The sequence below is a fragment of the Kitasatospora sp. NE20-6 genome, assembly GCF_045862635.1.
Window position 1 is genome coordinate 1 of record NZ_BPRL01000082.1, and the last position, 19,945, is coordinate 19,945.

16 protein-coding genes are annotated in these 19,945 nt (G+C 74.2%); 7 read left to right on the top strand and 9 right to left on the bottom strand.

What is annotated here, in order from left to right:
- Window positions 1-318: 318 nt before the first annotated feature.
- Both SNE206_RS35835 and SNE206_RS35840 read left to right on the top strand, forming a co-directional pair.
- Window positions 319-588 carry an SHOCT domain-containing protein gene (locus tag SNE206_RS35835; RefSeq protein WP_407917757.1) on the top strand — a complete coding sequence of 90 codons (270 nt, stop codon included), beginning with the start codon at window positions 319-321 and terminating at the stop codon, window positions 586-588.
- A 268-nt stretch (window positions 589-856) separates the two neighbouring features.
- Window positions 857-1,702 carry an aminoglycoside phosphotransferase gene (locus SNE206_RS35840; protein ID WP_407917758.1) on the top strand — a complete coding sequence of 282 codons (846 nt, stop codon included), beginning with the start codon at window positions 857-859 and terminating at the stop codon, window positions 1,700-1,702.
- 34 nt (window positions 1,703-1,736) lie between these two features.
- Here SNE206_RS35840 and SNE206_RS35845 read toward each other — a convergent pair whose 3' ends face one another.
- The 3 genes from SNE206_RS35845 to SNE206_RS35855 all read right to left on the bottom strand — a co-directional run bounded on the left by SNE206_RS35845 (window position 1,737) and on the right by SNE206_RS35855 (window position 4,935).
- Entirely contained in the window at window positions 1,737-3,116 is a 1,380-nt protein-coding gene (locus tag SNE206_RS35845; protein WP_407917759.1) for a Ni/Fe hydrogenase subunit alpha, read from the bottom strand.
- A gap of 62 nt (window positions 3,117-3,178) precedes the next feature.
- Window positions 3,179-3,445, bottom strand: coding sequence for a metal-sensitive transcriptional regulator (locus tag SNE206_RS35850; protein ID WP_407917760.1), 267 nt, complete (start codon window positions 3,443-3,445; stop codon window positions 3,179-3,181).
- Window positions 3,446-3,564: 119 nt separating this feature from the next.
- A complete protein-coding gene (locus SNE206_RS35855) occupies window positions 3,565-4,935 on the bottom strand; it encodes an MBL fold metallo-hydrolase (RefSeq protein WP_407917761.1) in 1,371 nt (456 codons plus the stop codon).
- A 359-nt stretch (window positions 4,936-5,294) separates the two neighbouring features.
- Here SNE206_RS35855 and SNE206_RS35860 point away from each other — a divergent pair, with 359 nt between their 5' ends.
- Window positions 5,295-6,062, top strand: a complete 768-nt coding sequence (locus SNE206_RS35860; protein WP_407917762.1) for a sulfite exporter TauE/SafE family protein — start codon at window positions 5,295-5,297, stop codon at window positions 6,060-6,062.
- Window positions 6,063-6,133: 71 nt separating this feature from the next.
- A complete protein-coding gene (locus SNE206_RS35865) occupies window positions 6,134-6,700 on the top strand; it encodes a rhodanese-like domain-containing protein (protein ID WP_407917763.1) in 567 nt (188 codons plus the stop codon).
- 224 nt (window positions 6,701-6,924) lie between these two features.
- Here the strand turns inward: SNE206_RS35865 and SNE206_RS35870 are convergent, their stop codons facing one another.
- A complete protein-coding gene (locus tag SNE206_RS35870) occupies window positions 6,925-7,620 on the bottom strand; it encodes a CBS domain-containing protein (protein WP_407917764.1) in 696 nt (231 codons plus the stop codon).
- Between the two features lie 161 nt (window positions 7,621-7,781).
- Entirely contained in the window at window positions 7,782-8,501 is a 720-nt protein-coding gene (locus SNE206_RS35875) for a helix-turn-helix domain-containing protein (RefSeq protein WP_407917765.1), read from the bottom strand.
- Window positions 8,502-8,911: 410 nt separating this feature from the next.
- On the opposite strand from SNE206_RS35875, the gene SNE206_RS35880 reads away from it, so the two are divergent.
- Window positions 8,912-10,630, top strand: a complete 1,719-nt coding sequence (locus tag SNE206_RS35880) for a GAF domain-containing protein (RefSeq protein ID WP_407917766.1) — start codon at window positions 8,912-8,914, stop codon at window positions 10,628-10,630.
- 2 nt (window positions 10,631-10,632) lie between these two features.
- Here the strand turns inward: SNE206_RS35880 and SNE206_RS35885 are convergent, their stop codons facing one another.
- From SNE206_RS35885 to SNE206_RS35900, 4 genes are all read right to left on the bottom strand, one after another.
- The gene (locus SNE206_RS35885) at window positions 10,633-11,634 is read right to left on the bottom strand and encodes an Acg family FMN-binding oxidoreductase (protein ID WP_407917767.1); all 1,002 of its coding nucleotides are present in this window, start codon (window positions 11,632-11,634) and stop codon (window positions 10,633-10,635) included.
- A gap of 475 nt (window positions 11,635-12,109) precedes the next feature.
- A complete protein-coding gene (locus tag SNE206_RS35890) occupies window positions 12,110-12,802 on the bottom strand; it encodes a response regulator (protein ID WP_407917768.1) in 693 nt (230 codons plus the stop codon).
- A 265-nt stretch (window positions 12,803-13,067) separates the two neighbouring features.
- Window positions 13,068-13,682, bottom strand: a complete 615-nt coding sequence (locus SNE206_RS35895; RefSeq protein ID WP_407917769.1) for a CBS domain-containing protein — start codon at window positions 13,680-13,682, stop codon at window positions 13,068-13,070.
- 93 nt (window positions 13,683-13,775) lie between these two features.
- Window positions 13,776-16,523, bottom strand: coding sequence for a GNAT family N-acetyltransferase (locus tag SNE206_RS35900; protein WP_407917770.1), 2,748 nt, complete (start codon window positions 16,521-16,523; stop codon window positions 13,776-13,778).
- 339 nt (window positions 16,524-16,862) lie between these two features.
- Between SNE206_RS35900 and SNE206_RS35905 the strand changes: the two genes are divergently transcribed.
- Both SNE206_RS35905 and SNE206_RS35910 read left to right on the top strand, forming a co-directional pair.
- Window positions 16,863-17,399, top strand: a complete 537-nt coding sequence (locus tag SNE206_RS35905) for a flavodoxin family protein (protein WP_407917771.1) — start codon at window positions 16,863-16,865, stop codon at window positions 17,397-17,399.
- A 158-nt stretch (window positions 17,400-17,557) separates the two neighbouring features.
- The gene (locus SNE206_RS35910; protein WP_407917772.1) at window positions 17,558-19,945 is read left to right on the top strand and encodes a glycoside hydrolase family 65 protein; all 2,388 of its coding nucleotides are present in this window, start codon (window positions 17,558-17,560) and stop codon (window positions 19,943-19,945) included.

The following is a 19,945-nucleotide window of genomic DNA, read 5'->3' on the forward strand; positions in this document are numbered from 1 at the left end:
ACGAGGAAGTCCCCTTCGGCGACCACGACATCGTGCTGCTGCGCATCCACGGCCTCAGTGCGGCCCCGGACACCTCCCCGCTCGTCTTCCACGCCAGCCGCTTCCGCAGCCTGGCCGGCATCTGAGCTGTCCCGGCTCCCACGGAGTCCTGATGTCCGGGTTGTTTCGATCCAGGCGCGCGGAGAACCACCAGCAGGGGCCCGGTGGACGGCGTACGGGGACCGACAGGCCCATACCCATCCGGGTGGGGCGCAGCAGCATGGAGGTGAGAGGGAGGGCTGGGAGGCGATCTCGATGATGTACTGGCACAACGGTGGCATGAGTGGCTGGGGCTGGTTCGGGATGAGCATCGGCATGCTGCTGTTCACCGCGCTGCTCGTCTTCGGTGGCGTCCTGCTCGTCAGGGCCTTGGACCGTTCCAGCAGCCGTCCCGCCCCGCCCGCCCCGCCCGCCCCACCGGCCCCGCCGACCGGCGTCGGCCGACCGTCGGCCGAGCAGGTGCTGGCCGACCGGTTCGCCCGCGGTGAGATCGACGACGAGGAGTACCGCAAGCGGCTCGCCGCCCTGCGCGACACCGCCCGTCCATGAGCCGTCGCACCGGCAGCGGTGCGAAGAATCCCGGCCCCGGAGTGCGCCGTGAGGAACGACCGGGACTACGGTCCGTACGCCGCCGCCGCGGGCGCGATCGCCTTCGTCGGCACCCTCGCCCTGGACGTACCGGGCTGCACGTGTGGAACAGTTGGAGCGAACGGGCCTACGGGCGTCGGCGAATTCTCCGGACGGGCCGGAAGGCTCCTGCTCGGGCCGGGCGAAAAGCAGGTGCGCCGGGCAGGGTGGTGTCGGCAGGATGCCCGGCGTGACCGAGTTGCCGAGCAATGCTGTCCCGCCCAGCGCCGTCCTTGACGCCTTCGGGGTGAAGGGCCCTCCTGTCCCGCTGGTCGGTGGGCAGGGGCGGAGCGTTCTCGTCGGTGGGTTCGTTTTCAAGCCCGCCGAGGGGCCCGACGACGAGGTCGAGTGGGCTTCCTCCTTGTTCGAGAGCCTGGCGCCGGGCAGTGGCTTCCGGGTCCCGTTGCCGCTCCGGGCGGCTGATGGTCGGAGCGTCGTGGACGGTTGGACGGCCGGTGAGTTCCTGACCGGTGAGCCCGGCCCTCGGAAGCATTGGGCCGGTGTGCTCAGTGCCGGTCGTGCCTTCCACGCCGCCTTGCGACAGGTGCCCCGGCCGGACTTCCTTGACCGGCACACCCATCCGTGGGCTGTGGGCGATCGGGTCGCGTGGGGCGAGCAGGACGTCGACGTCGTCGACGACCTCTCCGCGCCGTTCTCGGCTCTGCTGGAGCTGAGGCGACCGGTGGAGCAGGAGGCCGCTCAGCTCATTCACGGCGATCTCACCGGCAATGTGCTCTTCGCCGGGGACGAAGCGCCTGCTGTGATCGACTTTTCGCCGTACTGGCGGCCTCCGGTGTTCGCGGAGGCCATCGTGGTGGCGGATGGTCTGCTGTGGTTCGATCTTCCGTCCAGCCTGCTGACCGGTGGCGGCGACCATCCTGACTGGCAGCAGATGCTGGTTCGCGCACTGATCTTCAGGCTCGTCGCGCACAGCGAGGGCGCGGGGCTGTCGGGGCAGATCCGGTCCGGTGAGCCGGAGCGGTATGCAAGGGCCGTCGACGTTGTGGTGAGGAAGTTGACGGCGCTTCAGGGTTGATCCTCTCCCGACGCGGCAGGCCGCGGGCGCGCGGTCAGGCGCAGCGTCCGGTCCGGTCGATCGTGAGGTCGAGGAAGTGCGTGGAGCAGGAGATGCACGGGTCGTGGTTGCGAACGGTTCGTTCGCACAGGGTTCTCAGCTCTCCGTCGGTGGGCTCCCCTGCCCGCAGGTGGTCCTGCACGGCGCGGCGGAGGTCCTCCTCGATCGCGTCCTGGTTCTGGGCGGTCGGCGGCACGAGGACGGCCCGGGTGACGGTTCCCTCGGCGTCGAGGGTGTAGCGGTGGTGGAGCAGCCCGCGCGGCGCCTCGGTCGCCCGGTGGCCCGTGCCGGCCCGTGGGCGTACCTCGACGTGGGGGTGCGGCGGGGGCTCGTAGGCGTCGATGAGACGCAGGGCCTCGTCGACGGCGTGGAGCACCTCGACGGCCCGGACGACGATGCTGCGGTAGGGGTTGCGGCAGACGGTGCCCTGCCTGGGGTCGCCGAGCCCGGCGTCCCGGGCGGCCTGGAGGGCGATCGGCGAGAGCATGCGGCCGCTGATGGCGTAGCGGGCGAGGGGGCCGGTCAGGTGGCGGCGGCCGTCGAGGCGGGCGTGGAGGGCGGTGGAGTGCGGCACCTGCCTCTCGGCCACGTGGTCGCCGAACTCGCGGACGCCGAAGGTGCGGGTGGGCAGGGCGCGGCTGCTCGTGGCGGGCAGTCCGGCAGTGTGCGGAGCGGGCATGACGGTCGGGGTGCCCGACTCGATGGCGTAGGTGCCGGGTTCGGCCAGGGCGAGCAGGTCGTGGTCGCAGCCGGCGTCGGGGAAGTCGAATCCGGCCACCCAGCGGACGGTCAGGGCCGCGTCGTCGCGAGCCCTGCGCAACTGTTCCGCCAGCGGGCGTAGTTCGGCCTTGTCCGGCACCCGGTGGAAGCCGCCGAGGCGGATGTTGACGGGGTGGATCGCCCGGCCGCCGAGCAGCTCGACGATCGCGTTGCCGGCCTGCTTGAGCCGCAGTCCGCGTTCGACGTCGGCACGCCGGGTGCGGGCGAGTTCGGCGAAGTCGTCGCAGCCGTGGAAGTCGGGCGCATGGAGCAGGTGGACGTGCAGGGTGTGGCTCTCGATCCACTCGCCGCAGTAGATCAGACGGCGCAGCGCGGCCAGTTGTCCGTCGACGGTGGCGCCGCAGGCGTCCTCGATCGCGCGGCAGGCGCTCAGCTGGTAGGCGATCGGGCAGATCCCGCAGATCCGGGAGGTGAGGTCGGGCGCCTCGGCCTCGGCGCCGCCGTCTCGCTGGCCCGTGAGCTGGGACGTCTGCCGCGCGTGCTGGTCGTCTACGCGGTGGAGGGGGCCGACCGCGCCCCGGGGACGGGCCTGTCGGCACCGGTCCAGGCGGCCGTGGAGAGCCTCGTCGGGCACATCGTGGAGGAGCTGGCGCAACACCGGAGGGACCGCTGAAGGACCGAACGGCCCTGTCAGGGGCTCCGCGGCAGCGGGACAGGTCAGGCGAGGGCGAGGAAGAGCTTCTCGAGTTCGGCCTCGCTCATCGGCGGGGTTTCGCCGTCGGCGGCGGCCATGCACTGGCGCATGCCGCTGGCCACGATCTTGAATCCGGCCCGGTCGAGGGCGCGGGAGACCGCGGCGAGCTGGGTCACGACGTCCTTGCAGTCGCGTCCGGCCTCGATCATGGCGATGACTCCCGCGAGCTGACCCTGGGCACGGCGAAGGCGGTTGAGGACCGCGCCGACCGAGTCGTCGTCGACCTGCACTGCTGCACCTCCACGGTGTCGGGGGATGATCCAGTGTACCCCGCGGGGTATCCGTCCGGGGATCGTCCGCCGCGTTCGCGGCGGGTCCGGACGGACGAGCCGCCTTTCCGCGGGTCGGCTCAGGTGGCGGCCTGCCAGGCGCCGTAGCCGCCGAGCAGGTCGGACACGTCGGCGAAACCGTGGTGGCGCAGCAGGCTGGCCGCCACGGAGGAGCGGTGCCCTCCGGCGCAGTGGAGGACGAGGGGACGGTCGGCCGGGATGTCCGCCAGGCGGCGGGGCAGTTCGTTCAGGGCGATGTGCAGGGAGCCGTCCACGGCTCCCCGGGCGCGCTCGTCGCAGCTGCGGACGTCGATGACGAGCGGCGGCTGCCCGGTGCCGAGGGCGGTGCGCAGCTGGTCGACGGTGAGGCGGCCGGCGGGGGCGAGGTCCTCGGCGAGGTCGACGAGGGCGGTCTCCGGCTCGTGCAGGTGGCCGGCGGTGCGGTCGAAGCCGATGCGGGCGAGGCGGGTGACGACCTCGTCCTCGCTGCCTTCGGGGGCGACGACGAGGATCTCCGCGTCCGGTGACAGGACGGCGCCGGCCTGTTCGGCGAAGCGGCCGTCGACGGGGACGTTGATCGCGCCGCGCAGGTGGCCGGCTGCGAACTCCTGCGGGCTGCGGGCGTCGAGGACGACCGCGCCGGCCGCGCGGCGGCTGCGGAACTCGTCGGCGGTGAGGGGCCGGCGGGCCTGTGCGGTGTCGAACAGGGGACGGTCCTGGCGGTTGAGCGCGGCGTCGTGGCCGAAGTAGCCGGGCGTCGCGGCCTGGCCCGCGGTGACGATGGCGACGAACCGTTCCTCGCTCATCGGGGCGCAGGCGTAGTTGGTGGCGCGCTGGGCCCCGATGGTGGACTGTCGCTCGGTGGACAGGTTCTTGCCGCAGGAGGAGCCGGCGCCGTGGGCGGGGAAGACCCGGACCTCGTCGGGCAGGGCCATCAGCTTGCGCTGGACGCTGTCGTGGAGCATCCGGCCGAGCTCGTCGGCGCTCGTGCCGGCGGAGGCCAGCAGGTCGGGGCGGCCGACGTCGCCGATGAACAGCGCGTCGCCCGTGAGCACGCCGTACGGGACGGCGTCCCCGGAGTGTTCGAAGAGCAGCAGGCTGATGGACTCGGGGGTGTGCCCGGGGGTCTCCATGACCTGCAGGGTGACGTCGCCGAGGCCGATCCGCTCGCCGTCGGCGAGTCCGCGGATCGGGTACTCGGTCTCGGCGCGGCGCCCGTAGCCGATCCACGCCCCGGTGCGGTCGGCCAGCTCCAGGTGTCCTGCGAGGAAGTCGGCGTGGAAGTGGGTGTTGATGACGGCCTCGACCGTGAAGCCGTGCGCCTCGGCGTCCGCGACGTACTCGTCGACGTCCCGGCGCGGGTCCACGACGACGGCGCGGCCGGTGGTCTCGTCGGCGATCAGGTAGGACGCCTGGGAGAGGCAGTCCAGGTAGTACTGGGCGAAGAACACGTGGATCTCTCCTGATTCCGAGGTGATCGGCACCCGGGTCCGGCGGCCTGTGCCATTCCCGGCGGCCCCAAAAATACGGGTGGGGGTATCTCTTGCTCTTCACAATACCCCCATGGGTATTATCGGAAGCAAGGGGCGGCGCACACGGGCCGCAGTCGTCACTCGGCCCCGCCCCCCTCTCCCGCCTGGCCGGAGCCTTCCCGGCGTCCGAGCGCCGCGGCGCGGCCCACTCGTCCTGCAGCACATCCCCGGAGGCCAGCCATGGTCCTGTCCCACCAGCCGCGCGCACCGCAGCGGGCACTCACGCCCCGGGCCGGGCTCCCCGTCGCCACGGTGGACGGCCTGCACGGGCAGGTCGCATGACCGCGCTCGTCCTCGCCCTGGTCGCCGGTGCCGTCGTCGGCCTCGCGCTCGGCGGTCTGGGCGGCGGGGGCAGCGTGCTCGCCGTCCCCGTCCTGATCTACCTGCTCGGCTTCACCCCGGCTCGTGCCGGCACCGCCAGCCTGTTGATCATCGCCGTCACCTCGGTGACCGGCCTGCTCGCGCACGCCAGGGCCGGCCGCGTCCGCTGGCGCACCGGTCTGTTGTTCGCCGCAGCCGGCCTCCCGGTCGCCGCCGCAGCCGGTGCACTGTCCGCCCGGCTGCCCGCCGTCCTGCTCACCGTCGGATTCGCCCTGCTCGCGGCCCTGGCCGCCTGGCGCATGCTGGTCGCCGGCCGAAGGCCCGCACCGTCCACCACTGCACGGCGCGGCCGGGCGCGGCCGACGGCCGTCCGGTCGACGACCGCGGGCGCCGGACTGGGCGCGGTCACCGGCCTGCTCGGTGTGGGCGGCGGCTTCCTGGCCGTCCCCGCGCTGGTGTCCGTCCTCGCGTTCACCATGGCCGAGGCCGTCGGAACCAGCCTGCTGGTCATCTCCGCGAACTCCCTGGCCGCACTCGTCCCACGTCTCGGGACGACCGGAAGCCTCGACTGGACGGTCGTCGCACCGTTCACCGCGACCGCCGTGCTCGGCGCCTGGGACGGCAGGCGTCTGGCCGACCGGTTCGGCGGCGGCACGCTGCAGACGGCCTTCGCCGTCGCGCTGCTGGCCGCCGCGGCCCTCATGCTCGTCGACGCCCTGCGCTGACCGACCGCACGCTCCCCCGGCATCCCGGCCGGGTGGCCCACCCCGTCGTCCCGGAAGGACTCCCCCGCACCATGACCATGCCCCTGACCGTCGACCAGCTGCACCCCCGCCTCGCGGAACTCACCGTCGTCGACGTCCGCTCCCCCGGCGAGTACGCCGCGGGCCACATCCCCGGCGCCCACAACGTTCCGCTCGACCGCCTCGGCGAAGCCCTGCCCACCCTGCGTGCCGTGGCCGGGAAGAGCGGGATCGCCGTCGTGTGCGCGTCCGGGAACCGCTCCCGGACCGCCTGCGACCAGCTGGCCGCCGCCGGGATCACCGCCCTCGCACTGACCGGCGGGACCTCGGCCTGGGCAGACGGCGGCCACCCGCTCCGCAGACTTCCGGGTGCGCGTGCCGTGTGGGCGCCGGACAGGCAGGTGCGCCTCGCCGCCGGAAGCCTCGTCGTCGCCGGCGTCCTGGCCGACCTCGTCCTGCCCGGCGCCCGCTGGTTCTCGGCCGTGGTCGGCGCCGGGCTCGTCCTCTCCGCCGTCACCGACACCTGCGCCATGGGCAACCTGCTCGGCAGGCTCCCCCACAACCGCCCCCGGCCAACCGTCACCGACCTGGACACGACCCTGGCCGCCCTCCGCACCTGACTCCGCCGCGGCGGTGGGCCGCCCGGTGCCCGTCCACCCGTCCACCCGTCCGCCCGGGCGATCAGGGAACGGGAGAACGGGCGGACGGGCGGACGGTGCGTGACGGTGTTCAGGGCACGACCGGGGCTCAGGGCGCGACCGGGGCCCGGCCGCGAGGAGGTGACCGGACGCGCCGGGCACCTCCGTCGGCGAATTGCCCGGCACCGGTACGGAGGTGCGCCGGGTCAGCTGCCGTTCTGGTAGGCGCGCGGGTGTTCGAGGTCGACCTCGGTGTCGTCCTCGGCCCAGTCGAGTGCCTGGTGGACCGCCACAACTCCGTCGACGGCCCGGCACAGTTGCTCGGCGATCGGGATCAGGCTGCGGCGCTGGAGTCGGCCGGTGACGGTGACGACACCGTCGTGCACGGTCACCCGGACGTCCTCCGGAGAGGTCCAGAGGATCTGACCGAAGACGTCGTGCGCGATCTCCTCGCGGATCGCGGCGTCGTTCCGCAGGAAGACCTGCAGCAGGTCACGGCGGCTGACGATGCCGACGAGCCGGCCCGCCTCGTCCACCACGGGGAGGCGCTTCACCTTGTGCCTGTCCATCTGCCGGGCGGCTTCGGGCACCGACCAGCCGGGCCGGGCGGCGATCGCCGGCCTGGTCATCAGTCCTCCGGCCGTCTCCGCCTCGGCGCGGGCGCGGTCGGCCGGGGGCAGCCGGCGCCCCGGCGTCCGGCCCTCCGGGTCGGGCAGCACCGCCTCCTTGCGGATGAGGTCCGCCTCGGAGACCATGCCGATCGGCCGGTCCTGGTCGTCGACGACCGGGACGGCCGTGATGTCGTTGCGGTGGAACAAGGCCACGACCTCCTTGAACGGCGTGTCCGGCCTCGCAGTCACCACCTCCTGGGTCATGACGTCGTGAACGTTCCGGTGCTGCATGGTCCCTGCTCCTCCCTGGTCGGGTTGCGCTGCCACGGTCCGTCGACCGCTCCCGGCCGGTGCAGGGCCGTTCGGTCCTGACCGCCGGGCCGACGCCGCCGGTCGGACGGCACGGTCGCCGACCGGCGGAACGGACCCCGGACCGGCCGCCTGCCGGTGCCTCACGGCGGATCTCCTTCCCCGGCCCGGTCGCCCGTTCCACCGGTTGCCGGCCGGATGACGCGGCCGGTCACGGTCTCCGGAACGATGCGGATCCAGAGGTGCCGCGCCCCGCCGGCCCAGGGTTCGGTGACGGCGAGGCGGTCGAGCCGGTCCCGATCGGCGGGGTCTCCGACGCGGTCCGCACTTCCGCCGATCAGGACGCTCCAGCCGGAGCTGCCGGCGTCGTCCACCCGGTCCACCTCGAAGCCGACACCGGAACCGGCCACGGTGGCCGCGACGCCGAAGTCGGCCGTGCGGTAGGCGACCGTGCAGCCGTCCACGGTGTAGTTGACCGGCAGGACGATCGGGTGACGGTCGCCGGGGAAGGCGATCCGGCCGACGCCGTGGGTGCCCAGCCGCTCCCAGCACTCCTCCTCGGTGAGCCTGAGCAGACGGGGGCGGAGGGCTGCCTGCGGGATGCCGGGAGGCCTGTCCGGGCGTCCTTCGACGAGGTCCCCGTGCCCGAGACCGAGGACACGTGCCAGGCGGAACGTCGCCCCCGGGTCGAAGTCCGGCCCGAAGTCCAGGAGGCAGCCGAGGTAGCGGGGCGACATGCCGGCCCGGGCGGCCGCCTCGTCCTGGGTGAGGCCGAGCTGGCGGCACCGTGTGACGACCCGTCGGGTGACGTCCTCCGCCGTGGCGGCGGACACCCCGAGCGGCGCCGTGCTGTTCGTGTTCATGGTCCTCGGTCCTCGGTCCTCGGGTGCGGAAGAGGCGGCTTCGAGCGCCCCAGTGCGGGCAGGGGCGGCGAAGACGTCGTGGCCGTCCTGCATTTCGTCGGGACCGGACCGGTGGTGACGGTGACGTTCCCGGCCCGCAGGTCCGCATCGGCGACGGCCGGGTCGGGGATCCCGCCCCACCGGCGGCGGCCCGGTCCGTGACACGTCGGAGCCTTCGTGTCCGGTCCCTCCCCCGGACGTCCCGGCGGCTGTCGCACGCGACCGGGTTCCCTTTCAGCGTCGTACCGGCACGATCACGGCACCATGGGCCGGACGGCCCGCGGGGCGGGCCGGGCGGCCCCACTGCCGGGGCGGGCACAGGCAGCGCCTCATACGCTGGAAGCAGCCACCTGCCCAGGAGGGAGGACGACGTGGGAAGCTCCCCCGCGGACGGCACTTCCCCCCTGCCGCAACTCCGCCTGGACGATCTGCTGGACGCGCTCCAGACCCGGCTGGACGCCGCCCGGAACGCCCGCGACCGGGTGCACAGCCTGCTGGAGGCGGTGCTCGACGTCGGACGGGACCTGGAACTCACCCAGGCCCTGAGACACATCGTCGAGGCAGCGGTGACGCTGGTCGACGCCGAGTACGGCGCCCTGGGGGTGATCGGCGAGGACGACACCCTGTCCCAGTTCATTCCGGTGGGGGTGAGCGACGAGCAGCGGGAGCGGATCGGCCCGCTGCCGTCCGGGCGCGGCCTGCTGGGTGAGCTGATCCGCAACCCGGTGCCGCTGCGGCTGGACGAGATCGCGGACCATCCGTCGTCGGTCGGCTTTCCGGCCGGCCACCCCCCGATGCACGGCTTCCTGGGGGTGCCGATCCGTGTGCGGGACAAGGTCTTCGGCAACCTCTACCTGACGGAGAAGCGCGGCAGCGGGGTGTTCGACGCCGAGGACGAGGCGGTCCTCGCCACGCTGGCCGTGGCCGCGGGTGTGACGATCGACAACGCCCGCCTCTACACACAGGCCCGGCTGCGGGAACGCTGGCTGACCGCCGGAGCCGAGGTCACCAGCAGCCTGCTCTCCGGCGACCGGGAGCAGACGGTGCTCGACCTGCTCGTCACCCGGGCGTCCGAGATCGCCGGCGCGGACCTCGCGGTGGTGGCCCTCTGCCTCCCGGGCACGGGCGAGCTCGAAGTCCGGATGGCGGTCGGCCTGCGCGGTTCCGACCACCAGGGCCTGGTGCTGCCGGTCGAAGGCTCCTTCATGGGCAGCGCCATGCGGTCGGCCGATCTCGTGGTCAGCCCGGACGTCCGCAAGGACCCGCGGATCACTGCCGGACCGCCGCGCTGGGAGGGGCTGGGGCCCGCCCTCGCCGTGCCGATCGGCACCGCCGAGGGCGGCGTGCGCGGCGTGCTCATGCTGGCGCGGGCCGAGGGCGCGCCGCTCTTCGACGCCGACGAGTCGGCTCCGCTGAAGGGCTTCGCCGCGCAGGCGGCGGTGGCGATGGAACTCGCCGACCGGCGCCGCGACTCCGAGCAGGTCGCCCTGCTCAGGGAGCGCGACCGGATCGCCCGGGACCTGCACGACCTGGCCGTCCAGCGGCTCTTCGCGACCGGAATGACCTTGCAGGGCGCCACACGGTTCATCGAGCACCCGGAGGCCTCGGAGCGTGTGCTGCGGGCCATCGACGACCTCGACGAGACCGCCAAGACCATCCGGTCGACGATCTTCGGCCTGCGGGCCAAGCGGTCCGGCCCGGCCGGCAGGGGGCTGCGGGCGGGTGTCGTGGAGGTTGTGGACCGGGCTGCCGTCGTCCTCGGTTTCACCCCGGCGTTGCGGATGACCGGACTGATCGACGTCACCGTCCCGCCCGAAACGGCGGAGGAGGCCCTGGCCGTCCTGCAGGAGGCGCTGTCCAACGCCGCCCGGCACTCCGGGGCCACCTCGGTGGAGGTGTCGCTCGCCGCCGGCGCGGACCTGGTGCTCACGGTCGGGGACAACGGGGTCGGCCTTCCGAAGAACGGGCGGCGCAGCGGGCTCGCCAACCTGGCCGAGCGGGCGGCCGCGATGGGCGGCGGGTTCGACGCCCGCACCCGTCCCGGGGGCGGGACGGAGCTGGTCTGGCGGGTGCCGCTGCCGGCCGGCTGAGTTCACTCGTCCGGGTCGATGCCCTCGGTGACGTCGATGCTCCCGGTGACGGGGAGCCGGGGTGTCGGTGCCCCCTCGGGACCGTAGCCGAGCCTGAGGATCATCTGCACGCAGCCGGGCCCGTGGGACGGATCCCGGGCCTCCCGGCGGACGTGGGGCCGTTCGACGGCCTGGTGCAGCATCGACGCACGGACCTGGTGGACCGTGGCGACCAGGAGCACGTGCTGAAGGGCCAGGCCGGCGCGCAGCCAGTCCACCGGGCGGTCCTGGCGGGTGGACAGGACGGCGATGCACGGATGTGCTTCGAAGACGGCGGACGGCAGGCGGTCGGCCGGGTCGACGGCGGAGAAGTCCCGTACCGGCAGGCGGCCCGCGGCGTCCTGGGGTCCGAGGGCGCTGCGCGGTATGCCCAGCGGCGGGCCGCCGGGTTCCTGGATCCAGGCGCGGCTCTCGCTGCGGCGCCCGGCGTCCGCGGTGTCGGCCCGTTCCGCCTCGGCGGTCAGCTGGAGGAGCCGTCGGACCTCCTGCGGGCCGGGGATCTCCAGCACCGTCTCCTCCGCCCGTGCCACTGCGACGAGTTCGGCGAGGACGGCGGCCGGGACGGGCGGCCCGGTGAACGGCGTGCGGATGGTGTGCCGGTGCCAGATCGCTCCGTACAGTTCGGCGGTGCTGAGGAGGGTGACGAGGGCCGGCCGGTCGAGTTCGACGGCTGCCAGCAGGTCGGGTTCGGCGGGGTCGGGCAGCAGCCGGATCTCGGGGGACCAGCCCAGGTGGCGGGCCGCGACGCGGAGGTTGAGGACGGCGGCTCCGACCGAGACGTGCATGGCCTGGCCCTGCGGGTCGGTCCGGGGCAGCTTCCGCTCTCCGACGGCGAGCACCTCAAGGGTGGAGGTTTCGGGGCGGAGCCTGAAGTGCCACGGCTGGCTGTTGTGGATGGACGGTGCGGCCACCGCCGCGCCGACCAGGGTCTCCAGCGCGGCGGCGTCGAGGGTGACGGCGGACATGGTGGCTCCTCCGGGCGTCAGGGCCGGCCGGAGGCCGGCCGGTGAGCGGTGCCCACGGCGTCCGGGCGCTCTCGGTACTCGTCGGTGTCGATCTCCCCGTGCGCAGGGCGCCCGGCGCGCAGGGCCCCGGGGGTGCGGGGCGCAGCGTGCGTCTCCGCCGGTGTGCGGGCGGACGGTTCGACGGGGGCACGGGCGGGGCGGCGGGGCCACGCCGTCGGCGAGCAGCCCGGGAACGGGCAGCGTGGGCGCGGGCAGCGTGGGCGCGGGCAGCGTGGGCGCGGGCAGCGTGGACGCGGGCAGCGTGGTGAGGGGCATCGGGGCGATGCCCCGCCCGTTCGTTCCGTAGTCGTTCCGGTGCATCATCGCGGGCTCCTGGGCCGGTGGGGGCGGGAGGCGGATGCCCTCACCTCCCACGGTCCGCCCCCGGTGCCGGGAGCACATGGGCCGAGCGGCCCGATCCGGCGAGCCGGGCGGCTCAGCGGGAGTGCGACGAACGGTGCCCGGTGTCGATCCGGGCGGCCAGGACAGCGGCCTGCAGGCGTCGTTCGACGCCGAGTTTGGCGAGCAGCCGCGACACGTGGTTCTTGACGGTCTTCTCGGCGAGGTAGAGCTCCTTGCCGATCTCCCGGTTGGTCCTGCCCTCGCCCACCAGGGCGAGGATCTCGCGCTCGCGCGGTGTCAGCTGGTCGAGCAGGGCGGCGGTGCCGGTCTCGTCGTGGTGGCGCAGGCTCTCCATCAGCTTGCGGGTGGTGGCCGGGTCGAGCATCGACTCGCCTCCCGCCACGGTACGGACGGCGCTGACCAGGTCCGCGCTCTTGACCTGCTTGAGGACGTATCCGGCCGCCCCGGCCATGATCGCGTCCAGCAGTGCGTCGTCGTCGTCGAAGGACGTCAGCATCAGGCAGGCCAGGTCGGGCATCCGGTCGCGCAGTTCACGGCAGACGGTGACCCCGTCGCCGTCGGGGAGCCGGACGTCGAGCACGGCCACCCGGGGCCTGAGGGCCGGCACCCTTGCCAGTGCCTGGGCGCAGGTGCCGGCCTCGCCGACGACCTCGATGTCGGGCTCGGCGTCCAGCAGGTCCTTCACGCCCCGCCGCACGATCTCGTGGTCGTCCAGCAGGAACACCCGTACGGGCTGTCCGGTGTCGCCGTCCCTGATCGGGTCCATGACGGCCTCCCTGTGCCTGTGCGTCGTCTCTTCCCGATTCTGCGCGTTCCCCCGCCGTGCCGCACCGGTCGGCCGACCGGGGATCCGGCAGGCCGACGCGGCACCCGGCGCGCGCTCGACGGCGACGGTCCGGGGGTTCGGCCCGCGGGACTCCGCCGCGTCCCGGACGGTGGCACGCGTGACGGTGGTGGCACGCGTGACGGTGGAGCCGTCGGCCACGGGCGGCAGCACCGGCGTCCACCCCGCCGCCCGCTCACCGGTGACCTCAGGCCGGGGCGCCGAGCCGGACCTCGGCGTCGACCACGCCCGGCACTCCTCTGACCAGGTGTTCCAGCAGCCCGGCCGTCTCCGTGCCGGGGAGTGTGCCGGGGAGTGTGCCGGACAGCGTGATCCGGCCGTCGTCGGCCCGTACGTCGATCCCGGAGGCGTCCGCCGGGTGCAGGGCCGCGACCAGTTCGAAGCGGACCTGGCCGGCGAGTTCCTCGTCGCCGCGCAGGTGGACCTTGAGCAGGTCGCCCCGGCTGACGACGCCCACGAGACAGTCCTCGGCGTCGACGACGGGCAGGCGCTTGAGGTGCATGCGTGCCATGGACCGGCCGGCCTCGGCGATCGGACCGTCCGGGTGGACGGTCACGGCGGGCGCGGTCATCATGACGCCCGCGGTCATGCCGGTGCAGGTCTCGGGTTCGCGGTCCTGAGCGGTCAGCAGATCGGCCTCGGAGACCACGCCGACCACCCTGCCGTCGCCGGTCGGCACCGGTACTGCGCCGACCTGCCACTTCTGGAGGGTCTCGGCGATCTCCCGGAAGTCCGCGTCCCGCCCCACCGCGACGACCGCGTGGGTCATCACGTCGCCGACGGTGCACCAGGTGCTGTTCATGGTGTGGTCCTTTCGGGGAAGGGGTCGTCCACGGTGATGACGCCGAGCAGGGGCGGGCGCGCCCGGCCCTCGTACCGTCCGGCACGCCCCGCCTCACGGGCCGCCCGCCTCCCCGGCCAGGGCCGGACGGCGCAGCCGCCGGAGGTAGGGGTCGTAGGAGGGCCTGTGCTCGACCCGGATGCGGGCGTCCACGCAGACGACGCCGTCGGGCCTCACGATCAGCGGGTTGAGGTCCGCCTCGACGATCCGGGGCAGGTCGCAGACCATCGCGGAGACTCCGGCGAGCACGTGGCGGAGGCCGGTGAGGTCCGTCTCCGGTGCGCCCGGACGGCCGAGGATCAGCGGGGCCGCCCTGAGTTCTGCGGGCATGGTCTCCAGGTCGCGTTCGGTCAGCGGGGCGAGCCGCGTGGTGCGGTCGCCGAGGACGTCGGTCGCGGTGCCGCCGAGGCCGAGCAGGACCAGCGGCCCGAACACCTCGTCCTGCACCGCGCCGACCAGCAGTTCGAGACCGGGCGCGGCCATGGGCTGGATCACCAGGCCGGCCATCCGGTCGCCGAAGAGGGCACGGAAGTGCCGGTGGCACGCGCGCACCTCCGTCTCGCTGCCGAGGCCGAGGCGGACGGCGCCTTCGGCGCTCTTGTGCACCTGTCCCGGCCAGTAGGCCTTGGCCGCGACCCGGCCGTCGTGGCCGAGTGCCCGCAGCGTCTGCGCGGCGATCACCGCGTCGTGCTCGGTCCGTGCGTGGATCGACGGGGTGAGCGGCAGGCGGTAGCGGTCGAGGAGGTCGGCGGTGGTCCCGGGGGCGAGCCATCCCCCGTCGGGGTGGGCGGCGAGGAACGCGTCGACCAGTCGGCGGGCGCCGACGGTGTCGGCGTCCGGAGGCGCGGCCGGGGCCGACGGCGGTTCGGCCAGCCACCGGGCCCGGTCCCGGGCGTGGGCGAGGGCACGGGCGGCGGCGGCCGGGTCCGTGTAGGAGGGCAGCCGGCCGCCGTCCGCGCAGGTCCGGTACCGGACGGGCACCTCCTGGTCCAGCAGGACGGCTGCGACCGGCAGGTGCCTGCGGCCCGGGCCGTCCAGCAGCGCGCGGAGCGGCCGGTCGGCGTCGTCCTGGACGAGCGCGGTCGGCACGAGGCAGACCAGCAGCGCGTCGACGGTGCCGGCCCGTGCGAGTGCGTCGAGGCAGCTCCTGAGCTCGGCCGGGCCGACGGCCGCGGTCGTGTCGACCGGGTTGGCCGTTCCCGCCCCGGCCGGCAGCAGGTCGTACAGCTCCGCGACCGTGTCCGCGGGCAGCGGGGGCAGTTCCAGCCCTGCCTCGGCACAGGCATCCGCGGCGAGGATGCCGATACCGCCCGCGTTGGAGACCACCGCCACGCGCCCGCGGCCGTCGGGCAGCGGCTGGGTGTGGAGCAGGGCCGCCGCCTCGACGAGTTCGGCGACGCTGTGCGCCGCGGTGATCCCCGCCCGGCGGAAGAGCGTCTCCCGGGTGACGGTCGGCGTCGCGGCCGCGGCGGTGTGCGAGGCGGCGCCGCGCCGGCCGGCGTCGGAGCGGCCGGCGTCGACGGTGAGCACCGGCAGGGTGCGGGTGACGCGCCGTGCGGTCCTGGCGAAGGCACGCGGGCTGCCGAACGATTCGAGGTGCAGCAGGGCCAGGTCGGTCCGGCCGTCGCTCTCCCACCACTGCAGCAGGTCGTTGCCGCTGACGTCGTACTTGTCCCCGAGCGAGACGAAGGTGGAGACGCCGATGCCCAGCCAGGCGAGGCGTTCCAGCAGGGCGATGCCCACGCCCCCGGACTGCACGGCGACGCCGGCGGTACCGGACAGGGGGAAGGCCCCGCCGAATTCCGCGTCCAGCCGGACCTCCGGGTCGGTCTGCGCGACCCCGAGACTGTTGGGCCCGACCAGGCGCATGCTGTGGCGCCGGCAGCTCTGCACCAGCCGCCGTGCCTGCGCCGCGTCCAGGCCGGAGGTGAACACCACGAGGGCCTTCGTGCCGGCCCGTCCGCACTCCTCGGCCGTGCCGGGCACCACCGCCGGCGGCACGGCCAGCACGGCGAGGTCCGGCACCCCGGGCAGCTCGGCGATTCCCGGGTACGCGGGCTCGCCGGCGATCACTCCGGTGTGCGGGTTCACGGCCCACACCGGCCCGGTGAATCCGCCCCGGCGGAGCTTCAGCAGCACCGTGCGGCCCACCGATCCGACCCGGCGGGAGGCGCCCACGACGACGACCGACCGCGGGCGCAGCAGCGCGGCCAGGCTGGCCAGGTCGGCCGTCCGGCCACGCTCGTCGACGGCGCCGAGGTAGCCCTCGTCGTCCTCGTCGAGCGGGACGCGCACCTGTATCTCGCCGTGGTCGAGGTGCCGGTGCACCGGCAGCCCGAGGTCGGAGAACACCTTGTGAACGGCCCTGTTGCCGGCCAGCGTGTCGGCGGCGAACTCGCGGATGCCGCGCTTGCGGGCGGCATGGACGAGGTGCTCCGTCAACAGGGTGGCGACTCCGCGGTGGTGCCAGGCGTCGGCGACCGCCATGGCCAGTTCGGCGCTCCCCCCGCCGTTCTCCGCGGTCTCCTGGCAGTCCGCCTCCCCCACCAGCTCGCCGTCCGCCCAGGCGCCGAGGGCCAGGACCCCGGACCGGCCGGGGCCGCACAAGCGGTCGGCCACCAGTTCGGGTGCCCGGGGGCTGGTTCCGAGGAACCGCATCCGACGGCTCTCGTCCGACATCCCGTGCACGTACAGGTCCAGGACGGCGGCCCGGTCCGCTGCCCCGACGGGGCGGACGAGCACGGCCGTCCCGTCCGCCAGCAACGCCTCCGCCGCGGACACCGGCGGCTCGGTGATGGACATCGCGACTCCCCTCGGTCCGCTCCCCCGGCACGCCCGAACGGCTCCGGGCTTCCCGGCTCCACGTTCCTCGCCGGCGAAGGGGACCGCCAGGGCCGACCGGCCCCCTCGCCGGGCCGACCGGGGCGGTCCGCGCCGGCAGGAGGCCCGCGGGGCCCGTCGCATCAGGTCCGGTCGGCCCTCCCGGCCGGCGCCCACCCGCCCGAGCATGGAGGTGAGCGATCCGGCCGGACCGTACCGGAGGCCACCGTGTTCATGAGTACGGCGGACAGCACCCGGGCCGCGCCGCACGGCGCACGTCCGGGCACGGATCATCCGAAGACACAGCGAGGTGGCCGTGCCATGCAGGCAGTGATCGTCTACGAGAGCGTGTACGACAACACCCGCCGGATCGCCGAGGCGATCGCCGCGGGCATCCACGAGGCCTCACCGGACGCGCAGGTGAGCTGCCTGCCGGTGGCCGAGGCGACCTCCGACGCGACCCGGTCGGCGGACCTGCTCGTGGTCGGCGGCCCCACCCACATGCACGGGATGTCCTCCGGACTCAGCCGCAGACTCGCCCACGGCACGCAGGAACGGAGAACCGCCCGGAAGACCGAGGACCCGGCCGCCGGCGCCGGGCCGGACGGGAGCCCGGGGCTCCGGGCCTGGTTCCACGGGCTGCCGGACACCGCGAGCGGCACGCACGCCGCCGCCTTCGACACCCGCGCGGACTTCCGCATGAGCGGCGGCGCCGCGTACGGAATCGCCCGGAGGCTGGCCCGCCACCACTACGACGTGCTGGCCGAGCCCGAGGGCTTCATCGTCGAGGAGGCCGAAGGCCCGCTGCGGGCCGGCGAACTCGACCGGGCCCGGACCTGGGGAGCAGCACTGGTCTGACGAGGGCGTGCCGGCCGCCGGCGCCCCCGTCGGGGCCGAGGAGGCGCCCGCCCGCACCCGCGGGGCCATCCACGGAGGGCTGACGGCCGGATGCGGGCCCCCGGGCGGCGGCATAGCGTGGCTGCCCGGGGGTGCCGTGGCGAGGGTGAGGTGGAGCGGTGCGCCGTCGTGCGGAGGACTGGCAGCTCACGTACGAGGGATTCGACCCTGCCGCGGAGGGGGTGCGCGAGGTGCTCTGCGCGGTGGGGAACGGCTACCTGGTCACCCGCGGTGCCGCACCGGAGTCCACCGCCGACGGCATCCACTACCCGGGGACGTACCTGGCCGGCTGCTACGACCGTGCGGCCACCGTGGTCTGCGGACGGACCGTCGAGAACGAGGACCTCGTCAACTGTCCCAACTGGCTGCCGCTCACGTTCCGGCCGACCGGCGGCACCTGGTTCACCGGGCCGCCCACGACCCAGAGGCTGGTGCTCGACCTGCGCCGGGGCGTCCTGACCCGCCACGCCCTGGTGGAGGACGGCGAGGGACGCCGCACCCGGCTCGTCCAGCGGCGGATCGCCAGCCAGGCCCAGCCGCACCTGGTCGCCCTGGAGACCGAGCTGCTGCCGGAGAACTGGTCCGGGCCGCTGGAGATCCGCTCCGCACTGGACGGCACCGTCACCAACACCGGTGTCGCCCGTTACCGCGGCCTGACGTCGCAGCACCTGCAACCGGTGGAGCAGGGGACGGCCGAAGACGGCCTGCTCCTGCTGCAGGTCGCCACCGTCCGCACGCCGCGGCACATCGCGCTAGCCGCCCGCACCCGGCTCCACCGGGAGGGCTCGCCCGTCCCCACCACGACGACCGTCCGGACCCGGCCGGGCCGGGCCGCACAGATCCTCGGCACACAGGCAGTCCGGGGAGCACCCCTCACGATCGAGAAGACGGTCGCGGTGTTCACCGACCACGACCCGGCCGTCGGCGCGCCCCTGCACGCCGCGACGACGCTGGCCGCGGCGGCCGGAGACTTCGGGCAGCTGGCGGACGAGCACGCGCTGCGCTGGGCCGAACTGTGGCGACGCTGCCGGATCGACGCCGACTTCGACGGGATCGGCACGCTCCGCCTGCACCTGTTCCACCTGCTGCAGACCTACTCCGAGCACTCCGTCGACCTCGACGTGGGCATCCCCGCCCGCGGGCTGCACGGCGAGGCCTACCGCGGCCACGTCTTCTGGGACGAGCTCTTCGTCCTCCAGCTGCTCAACCTGCGCTTCCCCGAACTCGCCCGGGCCGTTCTCCGCTACCGGCACCGACGGCTCGGCGCGGCCCGCGACGCGGCCCGCGACGCCTGCCTGCGCGGCGCCATGTACCCGTGGCAGAGCGCGAGCGAGGGCCGCGAGGAATCGCAGCAACTGCACCTCAACCCGCTGTCGGGCCGATGGCTGCCCGACCACAGCCACCTGCAGCGGCACGTCGGCTCGGCCGTCGCGTACAACGTCTGGCAGTACTACCAGGCCACCGGGGACCTCGACTTCCTGGCCACCACCGGCGCCGAGATGCTGCTGGAGATCGCCCGCTTCTGGTCCTCGGCCGCCGCCTGGAACCCGGACCGCGAGCGGTACTCGATCCGCGGCGTGCTCGGGCCCGACGAGTACCACGACGCCTACCCGTGGGCCGACCGGCCGGGCCTGGACGACAACGCCTACACCAACGTGCTCGCCTCCTGGGTGCTGGCCCGGGGCCTGGACACCGTCGAGGCCCTGCCCGGCTACCGGCGCGAGGAGCTGCTGGAGCGCCTCGCCCTCGACCAGGGCGAGCTGGACCGCTGGCAGGAGGTCGGCCGGCGCCTGCACGTGCCTTTCCACGACGGCGTGCTCAGCCAGTTCGAGGGCTACGAGCGCCTCGCCGAACTCGACTGGGAACGGTACCGGCAGCACCACCCGGAGCTTCGGCGCCTCGACCGGATCCTGGAGGCGGAGGGCGACACCGTCAACCGCTACAAGGCCTCCAAGCAGGCGGACGCCCTGATGCTCTTCCACCTCTTCTCGGCCCGCGAGGTGCGCGGCCTGCTGCGCCGTCTCGGCCACCCGGCCGGAGAGGAACTGCTGCGCCGCACCGTCCGCTACTACCTCCCGCGGACCGTGCACGGCTCGACGCTCAGCGCGGTGGTGCACGCCTGGGTGCTGACGCGTTCGAACCGCCGGGCCTCCTGGCGGTTCTTCCGCGACGCCCTCGCCGCCGACCGCCAGGACCTGCAGGGCGGCACCACCGCGGAGGGCGTCCACCTCGGGGCCATGGCCGGCACCGTGGACCTGCTGCAGCGCTGCTACACCGGCCTGGAGATCCGCGAGGACGCGCTCTGGCTCGACCCGCGGCTGCCGTCCGCACTGGGCCGCCTGGAGCTGGACCTGCACTACCGCGGCCACTGGGGGGTGACCGTCGCGGTCGACCGGCACACGGTGATCGTCTCCCTGCGCGAGAGCCGCCAGGAGCCGATCCGGGTCCACCTGCGCGGGGCCGCCGTCACCGTGCACCCGGGCGAGCGCCGGACGTTCTTCCTGTGA

What these genes read in the sequence shown, in the direction of transcription:
- SNE206_RS35895 (WP_407917769.1), bottom strand. Translation starts at nt 13,682, where the DNA reads ATGAACAGCACCTGGTGCACCGTCGGCGACGTGATGACCCACGCGGTC.
- SNE206_RS35865 (WP_407917763.1), top strand. Translation starts at nt 6,134, where the DNA reads ATGACCATGCCCCTGACCGTCGACCAGCTGCACCCCCGCCTCGCGGAA.
- SNE206_RS35870 (WP_407917764.1), bottom strand. Translation starts at nt 7,620, where the DNA reads ATGCAGCACCGGAACGTTCACGACGTCATGACCCAGGAGGTGGTGACT.
- SNE206_RS35860 (WP_407917762.1), top strand. Translation starts at nt 5,295, where the DNA reads ATGACCGCGCTCGTCCTCGCCCTGGTCGCCGGTGCCGTCGTCGGCCTC.
- SNE206_RS35900 (WP_407917770.1), bottom strand. Translation starts at nt 16,523, where the DNA reads ATGTCCATCACCGAGCCGCCGGTGTCCGCGGCGGAGGCGTTGCTGGCG.
- SNE206_RS35905 (WP_407917771.1), top strand. Translation starts at nt 16,863, where the DNA reads ATGCAGGCAGTGATCGTCTACGAGAGCGTGTACGACAACACCCGCCGG.
- SNE206_RS35890 (WP_407917768.1), bottom strand. Translation starts at nt 12,802, where the DNA reads ATGGACCCGATCAGGGACGGCGACACCGGACAGCCCGTACGGGTGTTC.
- SNE206_RS35885 (WP_407917767.1), bottom strand. Translation starts at nt 11,634, where the DNA reads ATGTCCGCCGTCACCCTCGACGCCGCCGCGCTGGAGACCCTGGTCGGC.
- SNE206_RS35835 (WP_407917757.1), top strand. Translation starts at nt 319, where the DNA reads ATGAGTGGCTGGGGCTGGTTCGGGATGAGCATCGGCATGCTGCTGTTC.
- SNE206_RS35875 (WP_407917765.1), bottom strand. Translation starts at nt 8,501, where the DNA reads ATGAACACGAACAGCACGGCGCCGCTCGGGGTGTCCGCCGCCACGGCG.